Origin of the sequence: Occallatibacter sp. (genome assembly GCF_036502485.1) — a bacterium.
Taxonomy (GTDB): Bacteria; Acidobacteriota; Terriglobia; order Terriglobales; family Acidobacteriaceae; genus Telmatobacter.
Genome location: NZ_DASXYM010000076.1, coordinates 1 through 22,343 on the forward strand (window position 1 = coordinate 1; position 22,343 = coordinate 22,343).

15 protein-coding genes are annotated in these 22,343 nt (G+C 62.4%); 5 read left to right on the forward strand and 10 right to left on the reverse strand.

What is annotated here, in order from left to right; all coding sequences use genetic code 11:
• The 5 genes from VGL22_RS11055 to VGL22_RS11075 form a co-directional block, all read right to left on the reverse strand.
• Positions 1 to 237, reverse strand: a 237-nt coding sequence (locus VGL22_RS11055; protein ID WP_465266978.1) for a DUF3037 domain-containing protein, incomplete at its 3' end; no start/stop codon positions are given.
• 81 nt (positions 238 to 318) lie between these two features.
• Positions 319 to 1,191, reverse strand: a complete 873-nt coding sequence (locus VGL22_RS11060) for a HipA family kinase (protein WP_465266979.1) — start codon at positions 1,189 to 1,191, stop codon at positions 319 to 321.
• 71 nt (positions 1,192 to 1,262) lie between these two features.
• Entirely contained in the window at positions 1,263 to 2,855 is a 1,593-nt protein-coding gene (locus tag VGL22_RS11065) for a terminase (RefSeq protein ID WP_465266980.1), read from the reverse strand.
• A gap of 73 nt (positions 2,856 to 2,928) precedes the next feature.
• Positions 2,929 to 10,293 (reverse strand): hypothetical protein, encoded by a 7,365-nt coding sequence (locus tag VGL22_RS11070; RefSeq protein ID WP_465266981.1) that lies wholly within the window; start codon positions 10,291 to 10,293, stop codon positions 2,929 to 2,931.
• A 428-nt stretch (positions 10,294 to 10,721) separates the two neighbouring features.
• Complete coding sequence (locus VGL22_RS11075) at positions 10,722 to 11,165, reverse strand: hypothetical protein (protein WP_465266982.1); 444 nt, start codon at positions 11,163 to 11,165, stop codon at positions 10,722 to 10,724.
• A 472-nt stretch (positions 11,166 to 11,637) separates the two neighbouring features.
• Here VGL22_RS11075 and VGL22_RS11080 point away from each other — a divergent pair, with 472 nt between their 5' ends.
• Positions 11,638 to 12,633 (forward strand): isoaspartyl peptidase/L-asparaginase family protein, encoded by a 996-nt coding sequence (locus VGL22_RS11080; RefSeq protein WP_465267007.1) that lies wholly within the window; start codon positions 11,638 to 11,640, stop codon positions 12,631 to 12,633.
• Positions 12,634 to 12,744: 111 nt separating this feature from the next.
• A complete protein-coding gene (locus VGL22_RS11085) occupies positions 12,745 to 13,272 on the forward strand; it encodes a hypothetical protein (protein ID WP_465266983.1) in 528 nt (175 codons plus the stop codon).
• 129 nt (positions 13,273 to 13,401) lie between these two features.
• On the opposite strand, the gene VGL22_RS11090 is transcribed toward VGL22_RS11085, so the two are convergent.
• On the reverse strand, positions 13,402 to 14,859 hold the full coding sequence (locus tag VGL22_RS11090; protein ID WP_465266984.1) for a lipase maturation factor family protein: 1,458 nt from the start codon (positions 14,857 to 14,859) through the stop codon (positions 13,402 to 13,404).
• A gap of 250 nt (positions 14,860 to 15,109) precedes the next feature.
• On the opposite strand from VGL22_RS11090, the gene VGL22_RS11095 reads away from it, so the two are divergent.
• Both VGL22_RS11095 and VGL22_RS11100 read left to right on the forward strand, forming a co-directional pair.
• Positions 15,110 to 15,361, forward strand: coding sequence for a 4Fe-4S binding protein (locus VGL22_RS11095; protein WP_465266985.1), 252 nt, complete (start codon positions 15,110 to 15,112; stop codon positions 15,359 to 15,361).
• A gap of 790 nt (positions 15,362 to 16,151) precedes the next feature.
• The gene (locus tag VGL22_RS11100; protein WP_465266986.1) at positions 16,152 to 17,651 is read left to right on the forward strand and encodes a glycosyltransferase family 39 protein; all 1,500 of its coding nucleotides are present in this window, start codon (positions 16,152 to 16,154) and stop codon (positions 17,649 to 17,651) included.
• An 81-nt stretch (positions 17,652 to 17,732) separates the two neighbouring features.
• Here the strand turns inward: VGL22_RS11100 and VGL22_RS11105 are convergent, their stop codons facing one another.
• The gene (locus tag VGL22_RS11105; RefSeq protein ID WP_465266987.1) at positions 17,733 to 18,896 is read right to left on the reverse strand and encodes a lactonase family protein; all 1,164 of its coding nucleotides are present in this window, start codon (positions 18,894 to 18,896) and stop codon (positions 17,733 to 17,735) included.
• Positions 18,897 to 19,155: 259 nt separating this feature from the next.
• The gene (locus VGL22_RS11110; RefSeq protein WP_465266988.1) at positions 19,156 to 20,493 is read right to left on the reverse strand and encodes a M20 metallopeptidase family protein; all 1,338 of its coding nucleotides are present in this window, start codon (positions 20,491 to 20,493) and stop codon (positions 19,156 to 19,158) included.
• Positions 20,494 to 20,626: 133 nt separating this feature from the next.
• Between VGL22_RS11110 and VGL22_RS11115 the strand changes: the two genes are divergently transcribed.
• Positions 20,627 to 21,394 (forward strand): methyltransferase family protein, encoded by a 768-nt coding sequence (locus VGL22_RS11115; RefSeq protein WP_465266989.1) that lies wholly within the window; start codon positions 20,627 to 20,629, stop codon positions 21,392 to 21,394.
• Here the strand turns inward: VGL22_RS11115 and VGL22_RS11120 are convergent.
• Positions 21,378 to 21,806, reverse strand: coding sequence for a DUF4260 domain-containing protein (locus VGL22_RS11120; RefSeq protein WP_465266990.1), 429 nt, complete (start codon positions 21,804 to 21,806; stop codon positions 21,378 to 21,380). The two genes, VGL22_RS11115 and VGL22_RS11120, sit on opposite strands and share 17 nt — an antisense overlap.
• A gap of 185 nt (positions 21,807 to 21,991) precedes the next feature.
• Entirely contained in the window at positions 21,992 to 22,288 is a 297-nt protein-coding gene (locus VGL22_RS11125; RefSeq protein ID WP_465266991.1) for an HU family DNA-binding protein, read from the reverse strand.
• Positions 22,289 to 22,343: the final 55 nt, after the last annotated feature.

Genomic DNA, 22,343 nt, shown 5'->3' on the forward strand with positions numbered 1-22,343 from the left:
TTCAGGCCTGCCCAGGTCCTCCTGCAATCGCCGGCGAAGCTCGTTCTCCATGCCCTCCAGCATGGCAGTGTCGGCATCCGGATCCAGGCACCGCACGCGACGCCAATCACGGGTAAACCGCACATCGAGCCGTCCGCCTTCCTCACGCAACAGCACGCCGATGTGCACAAACTCATTGCGCACCGGGTCGGGCGTATAGCGGACGAGTTGAAAGGCACACGGCAAACGGTTCGGCATCGCTGTTCTTAAGTGCTATCGGCCATCAGCCTTCAGCTCAGTCAAAAACTGCTGATGGCTGAAGCTGATGTCCGGCTTCCCTCAATTCACTCTCCCCCCGATGCTAGCCCCGAATTCCTGATTCGGCCAGATCTCAGAAGGCAAATCCCCTGGCGGCACGCCCCAATTGGGAAACGGGTTCCGATCGGAGCGGCGAAAATCGTCAATCAATTCCCGAACGCGGCGCCTGCGATGGATCAGTTTCTCCACCAGCGCCTCCAGTGCGCTCATGTCGCCGCCATACCAGTCGGGCGGAATGTCGCTGGCTGCTGCCCAGATGCTCTCTATCGGCAGCTTTTCAAGCCGCGTCAGCCACGGCTCAAACGAATCAAATCCCGTCACCATGCGATACACCTCGTTCCGGTAATACACCCCGCGAAGCGGCAGATCATCAAAGGTCCAGCCCCCCGCGTGAAAGCAATAACCGTGGTCGATGAAGAACGCCTTGTAGCGCCGCTCCCGCGGCGTCTTCGCAAACACCGCCTGCCGCCCATTGGCGTTCCCGGTCCACTTGTCCAAAGCCAGTATGCCGCCAAACTCGTTCAGGTTGCGCACCTGCGCAAGTTCCTCTTCCGGCAGGTAATCCACTACCTGCCCCGGCATCAGCCCGCCTACAAAGCGCGACCCGTAATTCAAGCCCGCGGCGCAGGGCTCGTGACGGCGTCCAAAGTCAACCTGCATCTCTGTCGTGTTATCGATCAGCCATTGCGACACTTCCACAATCTCCGGTTCGGGAACCGTCAGCCCCGCGGCCAGCGCCAGCCGCGACGCCAGCAGTTCGTTCGCCAGCACCCGCGTGTGCTGCGGGTTATTGCGGAACTTCACCACGTAGAGATAGCTATCGGCCGCCAGCATCAGCTGCCCCTGTGCGCCGCCGCGCATGCGGCGAATGTGTTGGGTGGCGGCGGTGGGCATCAAGCTCCTGTTGAAATGGAAGCTCCATTCTAAGCTGTAAATGCATCCCTGTCAGTGCTCCATCAGCCTGATCACTTGCCCAGTTCACACCTGACAACCGGATCCCCGCCCGCGGCCGCCACCTCCGCCCTCGCCGCCAGGCCAATCGCCATCGCCATTACCCGGTCGTCATGGGTGCCGCCGGCTGCGCCCGTCGAGCCATCTGCGTGTCGAATAAAGCTGCGCAGCTCGGCCAGCAGCTTGCGGCTCATAAACAACCCCGCGTTCTCCACCAGCGCCGCGTTTAGCCGCCCCAGTACCGCCGGACGGCTCACCGACGTGGTGAGCCAGCCCAGCTGTCCCCATCCCGCGTTGTGCTCACGATAAATCCGGCCATAGCCGCACACGCTCTCGCACAACGCCAGCACGCCCGTTCCGTGGTTGTTCCGCTCGATCACCAGCACCGCGCCGTTATACTCGTGGGCCAGTTCGGTGATCGTCTTGGCCAGTTCCACCCCCCCCACGTGGGCGGCAAACTCGGCGCACTGCATGCCTGTCTCCACGTCCACAACCTGCGCCGCAGAGTAGTCGCCCTCGGACCCGCCGCCGGCCGGATCCACGGCGACCAGGTACCGTCGTCCTTGAACCGGCGGAAGCCAGATCTCGAGTTGGCCATTGCGCCTGCTTTCCACCGATGCGGGCGCAAAGGCCAAACGCGCATCCACGGCGGACAGCTCAAACACTGACTCACCGCTGGCCAGAAAGCAGCTCTCGGCATCCTCGGCAAACTCCTGGCGCGCCAGCCCGCGCAGATTGGCGAGGACATCCCGGCGGAACCCTATCTGTCGCAGATCCAGGCGCTCCCGCGCCATCAGCGCTCGTTCCTCCTCATTGAGCGAAGTTGCATCCACAGCACGCCCCCGATAGCGTGCCTCCAGCCACCACGGAAAGAAGTGCCGCACCATTCCGGTTTCGTACGCGTGCTGCCACTCGTCATAAAAGCATCCGCCCACACCCTCCGGAGTTGATTCGAGGATCACCTCGGCTCTCGGAGCAAGCGCTGCCCGCAACCCGGCAAGAATCTCCGCAGGATCCCCCGGCCAGCGCGCCAACTCGGAGCAGTGCAGGTTCTGCACCGTGAGTCCGCGTCCGGCGTTGCGATCCCCCGCCGTCACCACCCGGTACTGCGCATCGAGCTCCGGAAACACGATCTGTCGTGCGTTGGCCCTCGACGTGCGCAACGCCCCTTCCCGCAGCTCCTCCGGCAGCCAGTCATAAAAGCGGTGAACGATGCGGAAGATCTCCTCTGCCGCCTCCTGCGTATGCGCCACCTGCAGAGTCAGCGTGCCTGGCCGAGTGATGGTCTTCAGAAAGAACCGCGCCGCCGTCCAGGTCGTCAAACCCAGTTGCCGAGCCTTCAACACGATGTTCTTCTCACCCCGGCGGCGCTCAAACAGCCGCTGCACCCGGTTTGCCCGCAGAGGAGCCGTCGTACCGTCCTTGGTGCGCACGTACAACAGGCGCTCCGCCAGCTCCACCGCCACGGAGCGGCCCTCGAGCGAAACCGGCCGGCAATCCAGAATGGCCCCGAGGCGCTGTAACTCCTCTAGGTCAAGCGCAGCCGCGTCAAACTCTGCCGACGCAATCGCACTCGCGTCTCGTTCTTCTTCCTGATCAACTGGCATTGCTCATCACTCCATCCGTCAGACCTTCTAGAAAACGTGAACGCGTCCGGCTCTAACTTTGCTCGCAGCGGAGTTATGAGACCTTATCGCCCATCACAAACACATCTGCGACAGGATTCACCGTGATCGTCAGTCCGCTCTCCGGAATCGGACTGCCGGATGTGCCGCACGTCGACGTTGTCGCCGGAGGCGTAATCGTGCATGTCGCGCTATCCACGTACAAAACAATCTGCGTCGAACTTGGCACGTCGACCACGTAGGCATGCACCGATCCGCTTAACCCCGGATTCGCTGACCCCGCTATGGTCACATCCTGCCCCGCAGTTAAACCGTGAGCCGATGTGAAATTGATGTACGCCAGATTAGTCTGGTTATCCCCGGCATTGCGCCCCGTCAGCCAGGTTGACGTAGACGTTGTGACCGTCGAAGTCGTCGATGCCGCCGTCAGCAGGAAAGATGCGCTGTTCGTCAGGTTGTTCAGCATGGTGTTCTGCGCTCCTGAGGCCAGCGGCAGTACAACTGCGGTGGCGGCCGACCCCACTGCCAACGGAAGAGAGTTGCTGGAAGTCATGAGCGTGCTGAGAGCTGCATCCTGATATATGCCGCCCGCTGGTGTTCCGTTCACCCATTTGCTTCCATTCGCAACCAGGATCTTGTTGACGTTATAGGATCCCGCCCCGGCATACAGTCGCTGCGCCGCCAGCGTTGCCATTCCCAGACGCAAACCATATGCCACGGTATCCCTCGGCATCTTGTTGCCAATCCATGGCGCCGCATTGCCCGCGGGGGTTACCAGCTGTCCCGCCGGATAAAAACCACCGTCCCGCATTGTGTTCCACTCGTCTATCTCAATATCTATACTGCTGCCGGAGTTATCCTTCACAAGGAAAGCCACTGGGGAGCCCGCATTCGCCGAAAAGGTAACTATGTTCTTTTGCGTTGTGAGACTCCCTATCTTCCACTTTCCCCGCGGAATCCACGATGTTGTGACTCCCGGTTCATTGCTGTTCGAAGGCATCAATATCGCCACGTTCGTAATGCCGTCGTCTGAAATCATCGAGCAGTAATTCAGTTCAAGGCTCCCGATGATCATGGAGTTTGTGTGCCCCTCAATCAGGCCCGTCCCGCTGGTCGTCAATCGGTCACCCTCAAAGTGGATTGAATCAAATACCGGCGCCGCGCCTCCGGAGTAGTAAATGATCGCGGAACCAGTGAGTTTCAAGTGCTCAACATTGACTATCCCAAAATGATTCTGGGCGCTGCCCGCAATGTAGATCGCGTTAGTTGCCGTGGTCGGCCAATTGAGGTTGTCGCCTGCTGGAGGGAGATTCCCGGTTACATAAAAGTTGCTGTATTCGTTGTGCGTTCCAACGCTTCTGTCGACATACCCCGCCAACGACGGATTCACAATATAGATGTCCGTGAAGTTGTTACTGTAATCCGCCGGGCCCATCAGCCCCACCACCGATCCGGACTGAGCCTTCATTGAGAACACAATCGGAGCGTTTGCATCCACTGAATCCGGAAGCGCAGAGGTAAGCGTAAGAATCGTTCCACCCACATTTGAGATCCGAACCGGAAACCACGCTCCCCCGTGGAGCCGAATCTGAACCCACATCTGTTTCATCCAGGGAAAATTCCCTAGAGCGTTAGTCTGCGCATTCGCTACTGTGACGCTCGTATCTCCCAGGGAAGCACCGGACGGAATCGTGCTGGAGACACTCGGCGGATTAAAGAAGCCGACCGCCGCATTCTCGATCTTCATGCTGATCTCATCGCAGATGTACAGCCCGCCCTGCCCCGGATACGGATCCACAAGCAGTCCAACTGCGTTCAGGTTGCTGGCCGCCTGGGCATTCGCATAGAGCAGGCGCGGAAACCGCCAGCTGCTTCGATTACTAAACACCGTCATGATCGGCACATCGTCGGTGATTTCCTCAATCGTCGCGCCAATCGGAGCGAACATGCCTTGCCGCGTATTGGTCAGAGGGTTGCTGCTGTCACCGTTAATGTTGATCGTATTGCTCACGATGTAAGTGACCCTCTGCATCGATTTCTTCTGGTTCAACTTGGCCCATGCCTGCAGGAATGGGGTGTCATCGGTGCCGATGAGCGCAGCGACTCCCGCCGCCGCCGTACCCGCCGCCACAGACAAAGTCAGTTGAGTTGAATTCGTATAGCCCGTGATCGTAGCCACCAGTGTCTTACCGCTCGCTCCGGCCGCCGGTATCAGTGCCTTCATACCTGCCATGGAGGCGGTGAAGTTGCTGCCGAACAGTACGGATGATCCTTTGGCGATGGAGACCGTGTAATATGTCGCGTCCGCGTAGGATCCGCACATCTCCGGATAAACGTAGTCCGAGATCACACGCGCCATAACTCCATGCGTGCCGGCCGGATCATCGCTCCCCGCGAAGTAGACACAGTTATCCGGCGTCGTCGGAACGCTCGTCCACCGAAAAACTCCTGCTCCCAACCTGCTGCCCGCGTTGTACCCGGCAAGCTGAACCTGGCCCAGCGCCTGCAGTTGCGACCATGAGTAGCCGCGGATCCCCGCGGCAGACACAACGGCGCCCCCGGATAACACCCCGCTCACGTTCAAGTCCGCGCCTATGCTTGCGCTTCCGGTTGTGCTGCTGGTTACTGCCGCCACCGTACCCGGAAACGTAACCACATTGGTGGTCCCCGTGCCGGTGGAAGTCGCTCCATTTGCGGGCAGCGATCCCACCATGGATGTATAGGCTGCTGCAGCCTGCGCCGCTGCGGCCGCTGCTGCAGCCTGCGCCGCTGCCGTTTGTGCGTCGCTGGATGCTTGTGCGGCAGACGTCTGTGCGGTGTTCGCTGTCGTTACCGCGGATTGCGCATCCGTCGCTGCCTGCGCCGCTGTGGCCTGCGCTGCGGCGGCATTGGTCCCTGCTGTCTGCGCGTCCGCCGCGGCCTGGGCCGTAGCCCCTCGCGCCGTCGCATCGTTCGCCTGCCCATTCAGAGCGCTGTTCGCCGTCGTCTGCGCCGCAGCGGCATTGCTGAGCCCACTCTGCGCATCCGCTTCGGCCTGTGCCGCAGCTCCGCGAGCCGTCGCATCACTCGCTTGCCCATTCAGAGCGCCGTTCGCCGTCGTCTGCGCCGCCGCGGCATTGGTCCCTGCCGTCTGCGCGTCCGCCTCGGCCTGGGCCGCAACTCCGCGAGCCGTCGCATCACTCGCCTGCCCATTCAGAGCGCTGTTCGCCGTCGTCTGCGCCGCAGCGGCATTGCTGAGCCCACTCTGCGCATCCGCCTCGGCCTGGGCCGCAGCTCCGCGAGCTGTCGCATCATTCGCAGCCCCCGTCAGAGCTCCCTGCTGCGAAGTCGTCTGTACCGAGTTATCCGCGAATGTAACTCCCGGATTGCCCATAGCCACCGTGCCCTGGAACTGCGCATTGCCCTTCACCACCGCGCTGCCCTGCACGCTAAGTCCATTGCTGCCGTCGCTTGCTATTCCAGGCAGCAGATTGGCCAGCGCCCCAGCCGCCGTCGTTGCTCCCGTTCCGCCATTCGTCACAGCCACGGTGCCCGTCACATTCGCAGCCGTGCCCGTCACATTCCCCGCTACGTTGCCCGTAACACTTCCAGTCACATTGCCAGTCACGTTGCCAGCCAGCGGCCCGTTGAACTGCGCTGCCGTCAGTTGACCCGTCACCGTGCCGCCCGCCAGCGAAAGCCCTCCCAGGTTCGAGAGCGCTCCCGCCGCCGTCGCCGCGCCTGTGCCGCCATTCGCCAAGGCCACCGTGCCCGTCACATTCGCAGCCGTCCCGGTCACATTGCCAGTTAAATTCCCAGTTACGTTGCCGGATAAGTTGCCAGTCACGTTGCCAGTCAGCGGCCCGTTGAACTGCGCTGCCGTCAGTTGTCCCGTCACCGTGCCGCCCGCCAGCGGAAGCCCTCCCAGGTTCGAGAGCGCTCCCGCCGCCGTCGCCGCGCCGGTGCCGCCCGCCGTCAGGGGGACGCTGTTCATTCCCGATACTGCCGTTCCATTCGCCAAGTAGTAAGCAATCTGTCCGGTGGCGCCGGTATTCACCGTGCCGGTGCTCCCAGCACACGGGGCCGTTGTATTCGAGATATAGCCGGAGCTATCAATCTGCAGGCAGTTTTTGCCGCCGGCCGCAGCCAGTCCCGGCAACTTGATCGATGTCGGGCTAAGGATCGCAGCCGCCAGGCTGCTTGATGAGTAGATATCTGTCTCCGCTCCCGAACCCGCCTCGTAGTTCAGCCGAATATGCCCCGTCGCATTCGCAGCATTGATATATGTGTCGCCCGAGTTAGTCGACTGATACGCCTTGAAGCTGTCCAGACCGCCAACTCCCGAGTTGACCGACAGGTTATTGCTCGCATCCTTCAGCACATACCACTGGTTATTCCCGTTGAAATCCTTGTAGACAAACGCCGCCTTCTGCGCGGCCGTGGCGCCCGCCTGCAGCGTGTAGTCCACTTCGGCATCGGCATTGTTGCGCACCCCCAGCGTGCCGGTCACCGTACCGCCCGTCAGCGCCAGCGCGCCCAGGTTCGTCAGCGCGCCCGCGGCTGTCGCCGCTCCTGTTCCACCAGCCGTCACCGACACCGTCGTGGTGCCGCTCAAGGCAGCACCGCTGGCGCTGTAATAGGCAATCTGTCCTGCGGTTCCCGTATTCACCGTACCGGCGCCATTTCCGCACGGCCCTCCGGTATTCGACAGGTAGCCCGACGTATCGATCTGCAGGCAGTTCCGCGCGCTCGCCGCCGCCAGCCCCGGAAACTTGATCGCATTGGCCGCCGTGAAACCCGCATACAAGGTCGACGAGTTACCGCCATAGATATTGAACGCCGCGCCCGATCCCGTCTCGTAATTCACCCGCACCGTGCCGCCAGCGTTTGAAGCATTGATGTACGTATCTCCCGAGTTAGTCGACTGGTACGCCTTGAATGAGTCAATCCCGCCCAGCGCCGAGTTCAGCGCCCAGTTATTGTTCTGGTCCTTCACCATGTACCACTGGCTAGCCCCGGTGAAATCCTTGTAGGTGAACGAACCTTTCTGGCTCGCCGTCAGGCCCGGCCACAGGTAGTAGTCCACTTCCGCATCGGCGTTGTTGCGCACCGTCATTGTCCCCGTTGACTGCGCCGTCGAATCCGTGAGCAGCGTGCCCGTGAAATGTGCATTGCCTGACTTGTCAATCGTTGCCACCGTCGTGCTCACCGGACCGCCTGACCCAATCACCACACCGCCAGTGCCGGCATTGGTCGATCCGTTCAGCACAATCGCTCCACTCCCCGCCGCATTGATCACCGTCTGGTTGTCCGTGCTCCCCGCCGTAGAAATCTCCGCTACAGCGCTGGGCGATGAAATCTGATTCCCCTCACTCCAACTCACCACCGGCTGCGCGCTGTACCCGCTGCCGCCGTTCGTCATCGTGACGCTGCCCACCGTGTATCCGCCGCTGCAACTCGAACTCACAAGGTTGGCCGTCCCCGCCGCTCCGCTGCCGCCGCCACCGGCAATCGTCAGTGTGGGAGCAGTATTCGACCCATAGCAGCCCCCGCTGTTCAACGCCACGTTCGTCACAGTGTTGGCGCTGGCCGTCAGGTACTGTCCAATCTGCAGCCTCTGCACTCCGTTCAATTCATCCAGCACCTGGTAGTACTGCTCCCCGCTCGATGCATCGCTCAGCCCCGTCGTCCACCGGTACCCGTAGTCCGTCTGATAGCGGCTCAGCATGCCGCGCTCCGTGCCCGTTCCAGTCCCCAGCCGGAAATGATTCGTGGTCGTCGCGTCCTGCTGCGATCCCCACCAGTCGCCGTTCAGCTCATTGAACGACCGGTGAAATGTGTCCAGGAAGGAGTTCCTCGTACCCTGGTCCACCAGCTTCCCCGTGAACATCGTTCCGCCCGTGATCCAGTTGTTGTAACTCGATCCCTTATCGGCTTGAATCTGCGTCGTGGAGTTCTCGTTGCGAAGACCGAGAATCGTGTTGTTCACCGCATTTGAACCCAGGTGCAGAGCCGTCCCGCAGCCCTCCACATCGCCGCCCGTAATCGTGTTGCCATCCCCTGCGTTCAGATTGATGCCAATCGTCCCCGCCATGGGATTGCCATTGCTCGTCGGGCACGTCACATGCAGCCGGATCAGTGTCGAAGCATTCATCCAGTCCGTCGTCGCCGCATTGTCCGTCGTGTGCCCAATCCCGCTCAGGCCATTCTGGAACCCCGTGATCTGCAGGTCCTCCAGCGTCCCCCCCGCATAGTTGCCCGTGCCGTCCACCGTGATCCCCGTCTGATTCCCATTCCCCAGCAGGTAGAGCGATGCCAGCGAAATCTCCTGCGTGCGATAGAACGCGATACCCTGCGCCGACGCCGCTGTCGAAGCGGTGGTGTTCAGGGCGGCATTGTCCAGCCGGAATCCCTTCGTATCGGCGAGAAAGGACGGATCGCCGATGGCCAGGAGTGAAGAGCTTCCGGAGTATAGAAAGACAGTGCCGCCCTCTGTGCCACTCGCAGCGCTGGTTCCCCTTGACGCGCATCCATGGAGCGTGACATTACGCGTCCCGCCAGGAACCACAATCGAAGCCGCGGTGGCAATCGTGGAGCAAGGTAAGTTGATCGTGATATTCCCCGTCGCAATCGTGAGGTTTGCGCTCATCGTCAGCGAGCCCTGAAAATTGCGCGCGTCGCACGTCCCGCCATACACCGGATCCACCGCCTTCACGCACGCCTGCAACTGCGCGCCAAAGTCCGCCCCCGGAAACTGATCCACCTGGTACACCGCGCCGATCTTCGTCGCCGTCAACGGACCCGACAGCGTCCCGCCCCCCAGTGGCAGCGACCCCGCCACACTGGTATCCACGTAGTGCTTGGTCGAAGCTTCATTGGGCGCCATCGGATCTCCGGCCAGATAGAGCGGCCCCGTCATCGTCCCCCCTGAAGGCGTGATCTGGCTCGACACAGCCGCCTGAATCGACTGGTCGACGTACGTCTTCGAGACCGCCTGCACCGCCTGCGCCGCCGGCATCACCTTCGCCCGGATCTGCCCAATCGTCGTTTGCATTGAATTGGGAACCACCCAGTACTCCGTCGACGTAGTTCCGTCAGCCAGGTGATAAATCGCCGTGTAGTAGAGACCGGCCGGCGACGCGCCCACGTTTGGCGCCAACGCCACTTGCATCTTGCCGTCTGCCGGAATAGTCACATTGATGCGACCCGCCGCGATCGCCTGCCCCGCCGCGGTCGTGAATGCCGGCCAGCTGACCTGCAGCGTCCCCGACACCGGGGCCCCGCTCGCCGCATACACCGTACCCGTCACCGCGGTGGTTTGGACAATCTGCGCGTGTGCCGCCGCCGTCACTACCCCAAAGGCCAAAACCGCGGCCAACCCCACCTTTATCGCGAGCTTCCGTACGGCGGCCGTTTCTGTAAAAGAGCGAAGGACGTGCATGTTCAAAACTCCTGGATCAAGCTGACGCATAAATGAAAAAGGGCCTCCGATCCCGCGACCTGCTCCGCGAGAATCGAAAGCCCCGTAAGTTGGTGTTCACAGCGTGCCCACGCTAACCCAGCGCAAGCCCGCAGGCCCCGCAGGCTAAGTCACGCCTTCAGACAAATACCTGAAGAAACATACTCTGTGTGACAAAACGACTCTCCGCCGGCAGTGCAGAGACTTCCGCCAGGAGCGCCGTTGTAACATGGCATGACTACGGTGCAAGCGCTTATAACATGGATGGCTAGAATACAAATGCTTTTGTAACAAGGGGACAACTTCACAAGCCGCCGATAACTCACCTATTCAGGCTTTGTAACAGGCGCAGACTTCAGTCATGCAAAAAAGCCCCATCATCATCGTCCCCGCACACGCAAACCGGCCCTTCAATCACCCGGACTCCGCGGCACCATCTCAAAATCCGCGTCAATGATCCCCGAATCTTCGGGTTCCTCTTCTTCCTCGCTGCCCTCCATCGCGCACGCCTTGCCGTCCGTTAACGCCAGCCGAGGTACCGGCTCTTCCAACCGCGGCATCGTATCGAGATCCACCACCTGCGGCTCCCGCGCCCACTTCTCCGCCAGCGTCATCACCCGTTCGAAGCCGCTCGCATTTTCGTTGTAGCTGGCGGTCTCCGCCAGGCTGAGCAAAAGATTGGCGGCGGCTACGTCGCCGTGCTCGATCGTGGCTTTGGCTAGGCTCGAGGCCAGATCGCCGGCCTTTCTCTGCAGTTCGTTATCAGCAGCCTTGCAGAACATCTCCGGCCCCTTGTTGCGGCGATGACGTTCAATCTCCCGGTTATGTCTTCTGTTGGTCCGGCTCGTATGCATGTTTTTCCTTTCCGGACCGCTTCCGCGGCGGATGATGGCAGGCAATAAAAAAACCGGCCATCAAGGCCGGTTCACTGTGCTCTGGAATGTCGGTCAGCCTGAAGCCCTCAACCCCCTCCATCGTGCTCGGAGGCTCAGATCCGGTGCTTCTGGCAATGAAAACGTGCCCAATCGGGCTGCGTCAGGGCAAATCCCTTTCGCGATCTTGGCACTGTTTTCCTATCTGTTTTAAAGATAGCAAAATGGGAATAGTACTTTGACAAGATTTCCATATTTTTCTTCTCTAACGGAATCAGTCACTTAAGTCGCTTTTCCACAGGGGTGGGGGCTTGACAAGTTTTCCACAGCTGCACCAAAACTGGTGCATTTCGCAGAATGCCGCAAACCGAATCAACTCTGAATCAACACCGGCACCTCCACCTGCCAACCTGACCACGCGCCCTCACACGTTATCCTTTTCTCGGCCATGTCGATCCCAAAGCACCACCCCGTCCTCCTCGTCCACGGCGGCGCCTGGGCCATTCCCGCATCCGACGCTGCCGCCCACCAGGCCGGCGTGCGCCACGCGCTTGAAGAAGGGTGGAAGGTCCTCCAGGACGGCGGACCCGCCATGGAAGCGGTGGTCGCCGCCGTCACCGTCCTCGAAGACGACCCCACCTTTGACGCCGGCCGCGGCAGCTTCCTCACCTCGGACGGCCGAGTCCAGCTCGACGCCCTCCTCATGGACGGCGGCCGCATGAAAGCCGGCGGCGTAGCCTGCGTCGAGCGCCTCCGCAACCCCATCCAGGCCGCCCGCCTCGTCCTCGAAGAAAGCCCCCATGTCTACTTTGTAGGAGCCGGCGCAGAGACTTTCGCCCGCCAGCACGGAATGGAACTCATTGACAACGCGGAACTTGTGCTCCACCGCGAGCGCGAGCGCCTGCGCACCGCCCAGGAACGCGCCGCCGCCGGCCTCGCCGACGAAACCTTCTCCGGCCACGCCGACGATAAAAGCCCGGAAACAGCCGTGATCCACAGCCCCCAAGGCGGCTCGCCGGCCACGCAGGACCTCGACTCCCATGACACCGTCGGCGCCGTCGCCCTCGACGCTGCCGGCAACCTCGCCGCCGGCACCTCCACCGGCGGCACCCTCAACAAGGCGCCCGGCCGCGTTGGCGACTCGTCCCTCATCGGCTGCGGCTGCTACGCCGACAATCTCTCCGCCGCCGTCTCCCTCACCGGCTGGGGCGAACCCATCATGAAGCTGGTCCTCGGCAAGTGGGCCACTGACCGCGTCGCCGCCGGCACCGCCCCGGAAATGGCCGCCCGCGAAGCCATCTCCTACCTCTTCAACCGCTTGGGCGGACACGGCGGCATCATTCTCCTCGGCCCCGACGGCCGCTTCGGCTTCGCCCACAACACCCCCGCCATGGCCTGGGGCCTCGCCACCCAAACCGGCCTCGAAACCGGCCTCCAATACGAGCCCTGAAATCATCCGGGGCCCCTGCCAACCCGGGTGGCGGCGCCGGGTGCCCCGTCCAAGCTCTGCCTGGGCGGGAAGGGTGTCCATTCCATCTCGCCCCCTGCTACCCTGATCTCCATGAGCGGCATGCGGCCTGAAGACCTGCTGGCGCGCATCATCCACGGCGCCCTCGACACCCCCAAACCCGCCCCACATCGCCCCCAGCCGGACGCCGACCAGCCCACCGCCCACTGGACCAACCCCCTCCTCCTCGAACGCGTCGCCTATCTCAGGAAAATGGCCCGCGCCGGCGAAGGCTTCGCCACCGATACCCTCCGCGATTCTCCCGGCCATCGCACCATCCTCGTCACCCGCCTCCGCAACAGCCCCGCTGAAAGCTTCGAGTCCATCGCCCAGTTCCTCCTGGTCCTTGAAGGCCGCGCCACCCTCATCACAGGCGGCCTCCTCGACAAACCCCGCAAAACCGCCCCCGGCCACAACACCGGCAACGCGATCACCGGAGGCGACGCCCAGGAACTTCTCCCCGGCGACGTCCTCCACATCGCCCCAGGCGTCCCCACAGAGTTCCACGTCCCCAACGAGAAGCCCTTCTCCTGCCTCATCGTTCGCATCACCGTGGCGCTGGCTTGCGATGATCGTGCATGAGGCATCGGCGCTGCTGTGCTGGGGCATGTGCTTTACCGCCGCCATAGGACGATCAGGAACCTTGGGCTGCGATGGTCGCCAACCGGCCAACTTGCTAACTCGCTCCCCCCCAAACCTGCTAACCCGCCTTCACAAATCCACCATCATCCCCAAATTCACCGCCGGCATATACGTCCCCAGCAACTCCCGCCTCCACCACGCCGCCGTCGCCCGCCTCTCCTCTGCCGTCGTATACCAGTACTGATAAAACTGCGCCCGCACATGCGTCGGCGCCCCATCCGCAAACGGATTCCCCCGCATCAGCCCGAGTATCCGCGCATCGTTCTCCAGCAGCCGCTTCACAAACCGAAGAAACCACAGCTTGTGCCCATGCACCCGAATCCCGTGGCCCGTCACCGCCACCCCGAACGGCAGAAACCACACCATCCAGTCCAGCCGCAGATGATAGGGAGCCACCTGCGGCGGCCTCCTCCGCACATCGCCCGGCTTGCCTTTGAACGCGTATTCCTTCCACTCCGTCGCCGGCGTAATCACCGCGTCCGTCGTTCCCTCGATCACCACCTCGTAGCGCTCCTTCGACACATTTCCGAACGCCCCATACGCCCCCACCAGGTGGAACCGGTTATAGCTGTAATTCATCATCTGGGCTTTTGAGATCAGATTCAGCGCCGGCTGAATCGACAGTGCCAGCACCACCAGCCCCAGCACCCACAGCACGGCGTCCCACGCCAGCGGCCGACCCGCCAGCACCGGCTCCGCATAGCGCCACACCCGGTCGTCGAACGCCGAAAAGCCCAGCACCACCGTCAGCCAGTTCAGCCATGAGTAGTTCCCGCTGATGATCAGAACCGCCTGCTGCGAGATCAGAATCACGCCGGCCACAAACGCCACCGGCTGCGGCGCAAACAAAAAGAACGGCGCCACCACCTGCACAAAGTGGCTATACCCCGCCGAGAACCGATGCACCGGCCTGGGGATCCAATGGAAATACCAGCTCAGCCCGTTCGGCAGAGGCTGCGTCTCATAGTGCCAGTACATGCACGTCAAATCGCGCCAGCACCGGTCGTGCCGCAGCTTGATCAGCCCCGCGCCGATCTCCGTGCGGAACAGCATCCAGCGCAAAATCACAATAGGAATCACCGACGGCCGCACATGCGACGGGCCCAGAAACGCCGTGAAGAAACCCGCCTCCAGCAGCATCGACTCCCACCCAAACCCGAAGAACGTCTGCCCCACGTTCACCACCGACAGGTACAGCGCATACAGCGCCAGCCACGCCGCCACTGAAACCCAGATCGGCCCCGTCTCCGTGATCCCCGCCAGCGCCAGCACCGCCAGCCCAATCCCCGACCACGCCACCCAATCCAGCAACCGGTCGGAGTAGCGCCAGTGAAAAAGGCTCGGCGTCTCCCGAAACGTCGCATGCCGCAGAAAATCTGGCGCCGGCAGCAGCCCCCGCTCCCCCAGCAGCGGCTTGAACTGGTTGCGCACTGTCAGAAACGCCACCAGGTAAATCGCCGCCATCCCGCGCTGCATCAGCATCCGCGTCAGGTAAAAGTCGCCGAAGTAGTTCGTCAGAAGGTGCATACGCCCTTTGGCTGCTTGGATGACGCTGGCGTCTCTCCAGTTCCGATCCCCTTCAGACCTTGTCATTCCGAGCGCAGCGAAGAACCCGCTTTTCACCCCTCGCGACGTCTCTGTCTCTGTCGCCAGGGGTGGAATCCACGACGTCCTCCCACGGGCTCCTCATTCCGCACCCTCCCCGCCTGTGACCCGGGTCACGGCCCGCACCCCGCCCCTCTTCGTACCCTCTTACCCGAGGAGAGAAACCGTCTTTATGGCTTACGTTGTCACCGATGCATGTAAAAAGGACTTTGTCTGCGTAGCGGAGTGTTCCACCGCCGCCATCGCCCCCGCCCAGGCCGACGCGGCCCTCGGCACGGTATCCCAGGTCTTCATCAACCCTGACGAGTGCATCGACTGCGGCAACTGCGCCTCGGTTTGCGAGTGCAACGCCATCTTCCCTGAAGGCGACCTGCCCGCCGATAAAGCCCACTTCGCCGACCAGAACCGCGCATACTTCAACTAACGCACATCCCTCCCGCAACCCAGCCGGGGGTCCCAGGGTATCCCGTCCAAGCTCTGCTTGGACGGGATCCGCCCTCCCAGCCCCACCCCCTCCCGCAACCCCTGAACAACCTGCCACCCTCTTTCCCCTGTTTCCCTCTTTCCCCTGTTTCCCTCTTTCCCTCGTTCCCTCTGTCCTTTTCACCTCATGTGACCGCGCTCACAGCCACCCGTTCGAAACCGGCACATACTACCCTTCGCCGCGTTTCCCGCGGCCATGGAAGATTGTGCCCAAAAACAGCCCATCTCGCTCCGGCGCGTCCGACACCATCCCCTCAGCAACCCGGACCTCCCCGGACCTCCTCGGCACACCCTCACCCCCTCCCCCTCCTGCACCAGAACAGTTGCAAAACGCACCGCCACCCCCCTGGTCACTCCGAATCCCCCACAGCCAGACGGGAGCAGTTGGCCCACCGCGGAGACCCCCCACCCCCCCCATGCCCCCGGATGCGGCCCACCCTGGCCAGCCCCCGGCCTCACAGCTCTCCAGACAGCAATGTTTACCACAAAATTATGAGCCCTCTTTTTCGGATTGAGCGCATCGAATCTGCAAGCCATTCAAAACAAATAAGATGAGCTTAGGGTCCCTGTGACCCATCTCACAATCTCGACCCTCTTCGCCCCCGCAATCCGCACCCCTTCCCTCTACGCATTCCGCAGCCCGGGTTAACATCCTGGTAAACAGTCGAAACCACGCCTACCACCCGCCTCCCTCACCCGCTGCGACAATGGCAGCAGGAGAACCACCTCTCTTGCACCCACCCCCCCCCGCACTGCGCAACCGTACAACTCTCCTCTTCCTCTCCCTCCTCTTCGCCGCCGCCTTCCTCGTCCGCATCTGGGGCCTCTCCAAATTCCACTACTGGGACGAGATGGTCTATCTCCAGAACGCCCTCGTCATCTGCTGCGGCAGAACCAATTACTCCGAGCTCGACTTCCGCCCGCCCCTGCTCTCCCTCTTCTTCGCCGGCGTCTTCCTGCTCTGGCGCCACATCTATGCCGCCTGCATCACCACCGCCCTTCTCAATGCCCTCGGCCCGGTCTTCCTCTTCTTTGCCGGCCGCCGCTCCGTCGGTCGGCTGCCCGCCGCCCTCGCCGCCATCCTGCTGGCTTTCGCCCCCTTCTTCCTCGGCATATTTCCCGCCAGCTTCGCCAGTGACGACACCGGCAACAGCCTCCTCACCGACTCGCCCGCCCTCACCCTCGTCCTCCTCAGCTTCTGGCTGCTCCTGCGCGCCCTCGACCGCCCCACCGCCACGCGTTTCTTCAGCGCCGGCTTCGCCCTGGCCCTCTGCACCCTCATGCGCTTCGGGTCCATCCCCAGCGTCGGCATGCTCCTGCTCCTGCCCCTCTTCAGCCCTGCCCGCTGGAAAGCCCTCCCCGCCTGCATTGCAGGAATCGCCGCCGCCCTCGCACCCTACCTCCTCTGGTCCCGCCACACCTACGGCGGCTTTCTATCCACCCTGCAGGCCGGCTGGAGAAACGTCGAAGGCCCCGTCCAGCCCTTCCTGTTCTTCCTCCAAAACGCCGCAACCATCTTCACGCCCCTCGCCATCGCCGGCCTGTTGCTGTCCCTCCTCCACGACATCTATCTGCTCCGCCGACGTCCCCCAGCCAATCCGGCCACTCCCCCACCCACTGCCACTGCCACTCCAGGCTGGATCAAGCCCTACCTTTGGCTATGGCTCGCTCTCGGGCTGCTCTTCTTCAGTTCCATGCCCCACAAAGAGCCGCGCTACATCATGCCGCTGGCCGCGCCCGTGCTCCTTCTCGCCGGATCAGGCCTGTCCCTCTTCACCAGGCTGCCCGCCAAAGCCCTTCGCACCGCCGCGGCCCTCTGCCTCGGCCTTCTCCTCTTCGTCACGTTCCTGCCCCTGCGCTCGCGCCTCAGCGACCCCTTCCTTGACCCCGGCGTTCCCGAGGAAGAACTCGCCGGCGCGCGCCTCCAGTCCAACCTCCCCGCCGCCACCACGCTCTACATGAGCTTCAACTATCCGGCCTGGGCCTACTACACCAGCTTCCGCATCCATGAGCTCTCCAGCGTCGGCCCCGAGCTTTACCGCGATCTCACCCAGATCCCACCCGGACAAGTCCTCATCGTCTACCGCGAAGCCGAAGACAAGTCCCAGTCCGACCTCGCCCGGGTCGATGCCAACAGCACCTTCACCCGCATCGCCGAATACCCGTCCTTCGTCATCTACCGCGCCAAACTTCCATCTCCCCCACAGCCCGGCGCAAACGCCTTGCCATAACGCGACTTAAAGCCTTCATCGAGCTCACCAAAAAGCGGGCCGACCCTCCCGAGCCGGCCCGCATCCGTCCCCACCCCTGTGCTACTGCCACGGCAGCGGCAACGGCTGCACCGCCAGCCCCACCGGTTTGTTCACCGCGTACGTCGCCACCCAGCTCCAGCTCGTCGGCGTTACCGTAAACACCGCCAGCCGGTTCGAACTGTTGGAGATCGCATACAAATGGTCGTTGTTATCCCAAAGCACCTGGTCCATCTCCACACTCGACATCAGCCCCGTGCACGCCGTTAACGGGCTGGCGCCATTAAAGTGAAACACCTGCAGCCCCGCCGTGCCCGCCACCGCCACCAGCTTGCCGGAAGGCGACATGCTGATGGCCGTAATCCCGCTCACCGCGACCTTGGGCATGTTTGCGGACGTGCTGGTCGTGCTCAACGCGCCGGTGCCCGTGTTCACCGTATAGGCGGCCAATTGGAACGGCCCCGTCGGACTGCCGTAGCCGCCCATCGGCTGCACCGGGATCACCAGATGATTGGTCGGATCGGCCGCAGCCAGGTACGGACACCACCCTCCTGAAGCCGCCATCGGCCACACCTGTGCCAGGTTCACTTGCGTGAGCGAACCGTTGCTGTTGCGCTTGAATCCCGAGATCTGCGGCGAAGAGTGATAACAGCTCGAGGTATAAGCAAAAACATTGTTCGCGATAAACGACAGAGCTCCGGCAAGTTCTTCGCTTGCTCCGGCGCTGCCGTCATAGGTCAACGCGCCTGTGGACTTCACAAGTTTCCACGCCTGGTACGTGTTGTTTGAACAAATGCTGTCCCCCCAGTAATACATGTCGTAGAGGCTGCCCCCGCTGTGGTCGAGAAATACATTCAGGGGCGCATTCGTGCATTTGTTCGGGCCCGAGGAATCCACGCTTGCCGCGTAACTGAGAGAGCCATTGGACTGAATGCGATAGGTGTCGATCATGGAACCGCTCTCCGGCGCCCCGAAAAGGTAGACACCGTTAACTGCCATGCGGCTGAGATCGACCGTGAACGGCGACCCTGGAATGGCGCTCAGCTTGCCGTTCGACGCAGCGGCGAAGCCGTACACGTCGCTCTTGCCGGTGGTTCCAATCTGGCTGGACACGTAAACCCAGGCCGACGGCCCGGAACTGGTTTGGGATTCAAGGCGAACCGGGGAAACGGCCGTCAACGTACACAACGCGGTTCCCAGGCAAACGGGGAATAGTTTGCGCAACATGGGCACTCCTATATAGGGGCTGGGTTCCGCGCGTTTCGGGCGATATCTTGATTTAATTCCGGCGTTCTATGGGCGGAGAGCCCGGCCTTCTACGATGTAAGATGCTCTCTTGCTGCGGCCGCGATGGCGCTCTCCAGCCACAAAGTGACAGGCCGCACCTCCTGCAGGACAAGGCAGCGGAAACCCGTGATCGTCTGGGCAGGCAGAAAGACTGCTCCTCCGTCAGAACATGCGCACCGGAGTCTTCGTAACAGGCCCACTACCTCAACAAATCCACCGCCATCGCCGTCATCGCCGTCACCCCCGCCTCAATCGTCGGCGCATAATCCGGCGCGAACAGCGGCGAATGCATCGCCGGTAACGGCACGCCGATCTCCTTGGCGTGCGCCAGCTTATCCGGCTCCGCCGCACCCAGCCAGAACATCAGCCCCGGAATCTTCCCATCCAGCGTGAACAGCCCCACGTCCTCTGATCCCATCACCGACGGCGGCGTGTCCACCTGCTCCGCTCCCAGCGTGGCCTCCGCAACCTTGCGCATCCGCTCCGCCAGCGCTGCATCGTTCAGCGTCGCCGGAGCAATCTCGGTCTTGCTCACCGTCACAATCGGCATTCGATCCTGCGGCACGCCGTATCCTGTGGCCACGCCGTCGGCAGTTCGCTTCACCGCCTCGATGATCTGGTCGCGCACCTTGTCGGAATACGTGCGCAGCGTCAGTCCCATCGTCACCTCTTCTGAGATGATGTTGCGCTTCGTGCCACCGTGAATAGTGCCAACCGTCAACACGGCGGGCTGCTGAGGGTCCACCTGCCGCGCCACAATACTCTGGGCAAACACCACAAACTCCGCCGCCATCAGCACTGGGTCTTTGCTGTTCTGCGGCTGCGATCCGTGCGCCCCCACGCCGCGCATCGTCACATCGATGGTCGTTGAACTTGCCAGCAGCGGCCCGCCTTTGATCGCAACACTGCCCGCAGCAAACGAAGAGTTGTCATGCTCCGCCAGCACATAATCCGGCTTCCCGAAGTGATCGTAAAGTCCATCGGCCAGCATCGCCCGCGCCCCGTCAATGGTCTCTTCCGACGGCTGCCCGATCAGCATCAGCGTTCCATGCCACGCCGACTTGTGCTCCGCCATCTCCTTTGCCGTCCCCAACAGCACCGTCACGTGGATGTCGTGTCCGCAGGCGTGCATCACGCCTACATCCTGCCCCGCATCGTTCTTCGTTCGCACCGTCGAGGCATACTCCAGCCCCGTCTTCTCCACCACCGGCAGCGCGTCCATATCCGCCCGGATCAGCAGCCGCGGCCCCGCTCCGTTCTTCATCACCGCAACCACGCCATGCGCCTTTGCCCCATCCTCGTACTTGCCCACGTGCTCCGTGACCTCGTACCCCATCTTGCGCAACTCGCCTGCCAGCAGGGCCGACGTCTTCTCCTCATGGTGCGAGAGCTCAGGGTTCCGGTGCAGATGCTTGTAGGTCTCAGTGAGCGACGGAAGCTGCGCTTCCACTGAGTTCTTCAGGTCCGACGGAGCCTGGGCAGCAAGCGAACCCATCGCAAACGCAAGAGGAGCAACACGCAACACGCGCAGGGACAAGGCAAAACCTCCACAGGCAGGGAGAAACGATATCCGTCAGCCTAACATGCGCGTCGCAATCGCCCCTGAGACGCCCCCCACGCCGCCTGCATTAGCCTTGAATACGAGACTCTGCGGAATCACAACACAGCCAATGCGCGCCACCTCGATCGAATTTCGTCTGCGACTGCTCATCCTCGTCGTGTTTGTCGGCCTCGGCTACTGGGCCCCCTGGCTCGGAAGCGGACTCGCTGCCGGCCTCAACGCCGCTCCCGCCGGATCGCGCATCTCGCTCCTCGAGTGGCTCGCGCTCCAGGTCAGCCGCGTAGGCATTCTCCCCTTTGCCGCCGCCACTCCCGCCGTCATCATCCTGGCTTCACTGCTCGCCGCCCTCGGCGCAGTCCTGCGCGTCGGCGGCACCGCATGGATGGGCTCTGCCACCGTCAACAGCATGCGGATGCATGCCAGGCAGGTGGTCGCCGACGGTGCCTACCGTTACGTCCGCAATCCCCTCTACCTCGGCACCTGGTTCACCATTGCGGCCATCTCGTTCACCATGCCTGCCAGCGGCGCCGCCGTATGCATGGTGCTGGTGTCCGTCTTCCTCCTGCGTCTTGTCCTGGCGGAAGAAAGCTTCCTCGCGGCGCAGTTGGGCGCCCCGTACGCCGCCTACGTTCGTGACGTTCCACGGCTGTTTCCGCGCCTTCGCCCCGTGTTCCCGCCGGGCAAAGGCGCACCGCACTGGGGACGCGCCCTGCTCGCCGAAACCAACGCGCTAGGAATCCTGTTCATCCTCGCCGGCCTGAGCTGGCGCTATAACAACGCGCTGATGCTGCGCGCGGTCCTCATCAACTTCGGAGTCTCCCTGGTGATCCGCGCCTTCCTGCCCACCGCGGCCGCCCCCGCTACTGCTGCGCCTTAGCCTCTTTGCCGGTCCGGCCAAGGTGCGTCCACCCGAACCGCGACGGATACTTGAGCCCATAGCCCAGCACCCGGTCCACCGCAATGTGGTTGGCCCAGATCACCGCCACCGGCAGCAGCCCCTTCGCGTTCAGCAGAAACGCGCACAGCCCCAGCGCAACGGGCGTCGCATAGGCGTGAATCGCGTTGTAGGTGCGCGCTCCCCAGTACGGCCCCGCCAGGTACCCCAGCATGGAAAGATCCGGCAGCAGCCACAACGCCGCAAACATCCACCAGCTCGCCCCCATGTGCGCGTAGACAACAACGGTAAGCACCGCAACCGCCAGCGCCTCGACGCGCAGAACATACAGCACCGCCGCCGGCAATCCGGTGTACCCGTTGGCCTGTGCTTCCTCACAAGGAGATTGGCTCATAGATCATCCGATGGACCATGTAACCGAAAGAACCAGTATTTTCGCGACGGCTCGTGACCACCATCACAGACTCGCACTTGCGCCCGGTCCACAATAGTCGAGCTTCCGCAATGAAATGAGGATTGGAAAACGGAAAAGGGGAGAACCCCTGTGGGCCCTCCCCCCTCCATCAGTCCGGAATGCATTTATTTTTTTGTGGGAGCGATGACGTCCTTGGCAGCCTTGGCCACACGGAACTTCACAACGGTCTTGGCCTTGATCTTGATGGCCTGGCCGGTCTGGGGATTGCGGCCAATGCGGGCCTTGCGCTCCGCCTTCACCAGGCGCCCGATGCCGGGAATGACGAATACGCCGTTCTTCTTGGTTTCCTTGATGGCGGTCTCCGCCAGGAGGTCGAGAAAGGCCGCAGCCTGCTTGTTCGTCAGTTCCAGCTTCTCGGCCATCTGCCGCGTAAGGGCGGTCTTGGTCAGTCCAGTTGCCATGCTTTTTGCTCTCCTTGTGACTGCGAATTGTTGCCTCGGTTTCCGCCGGAAGTCT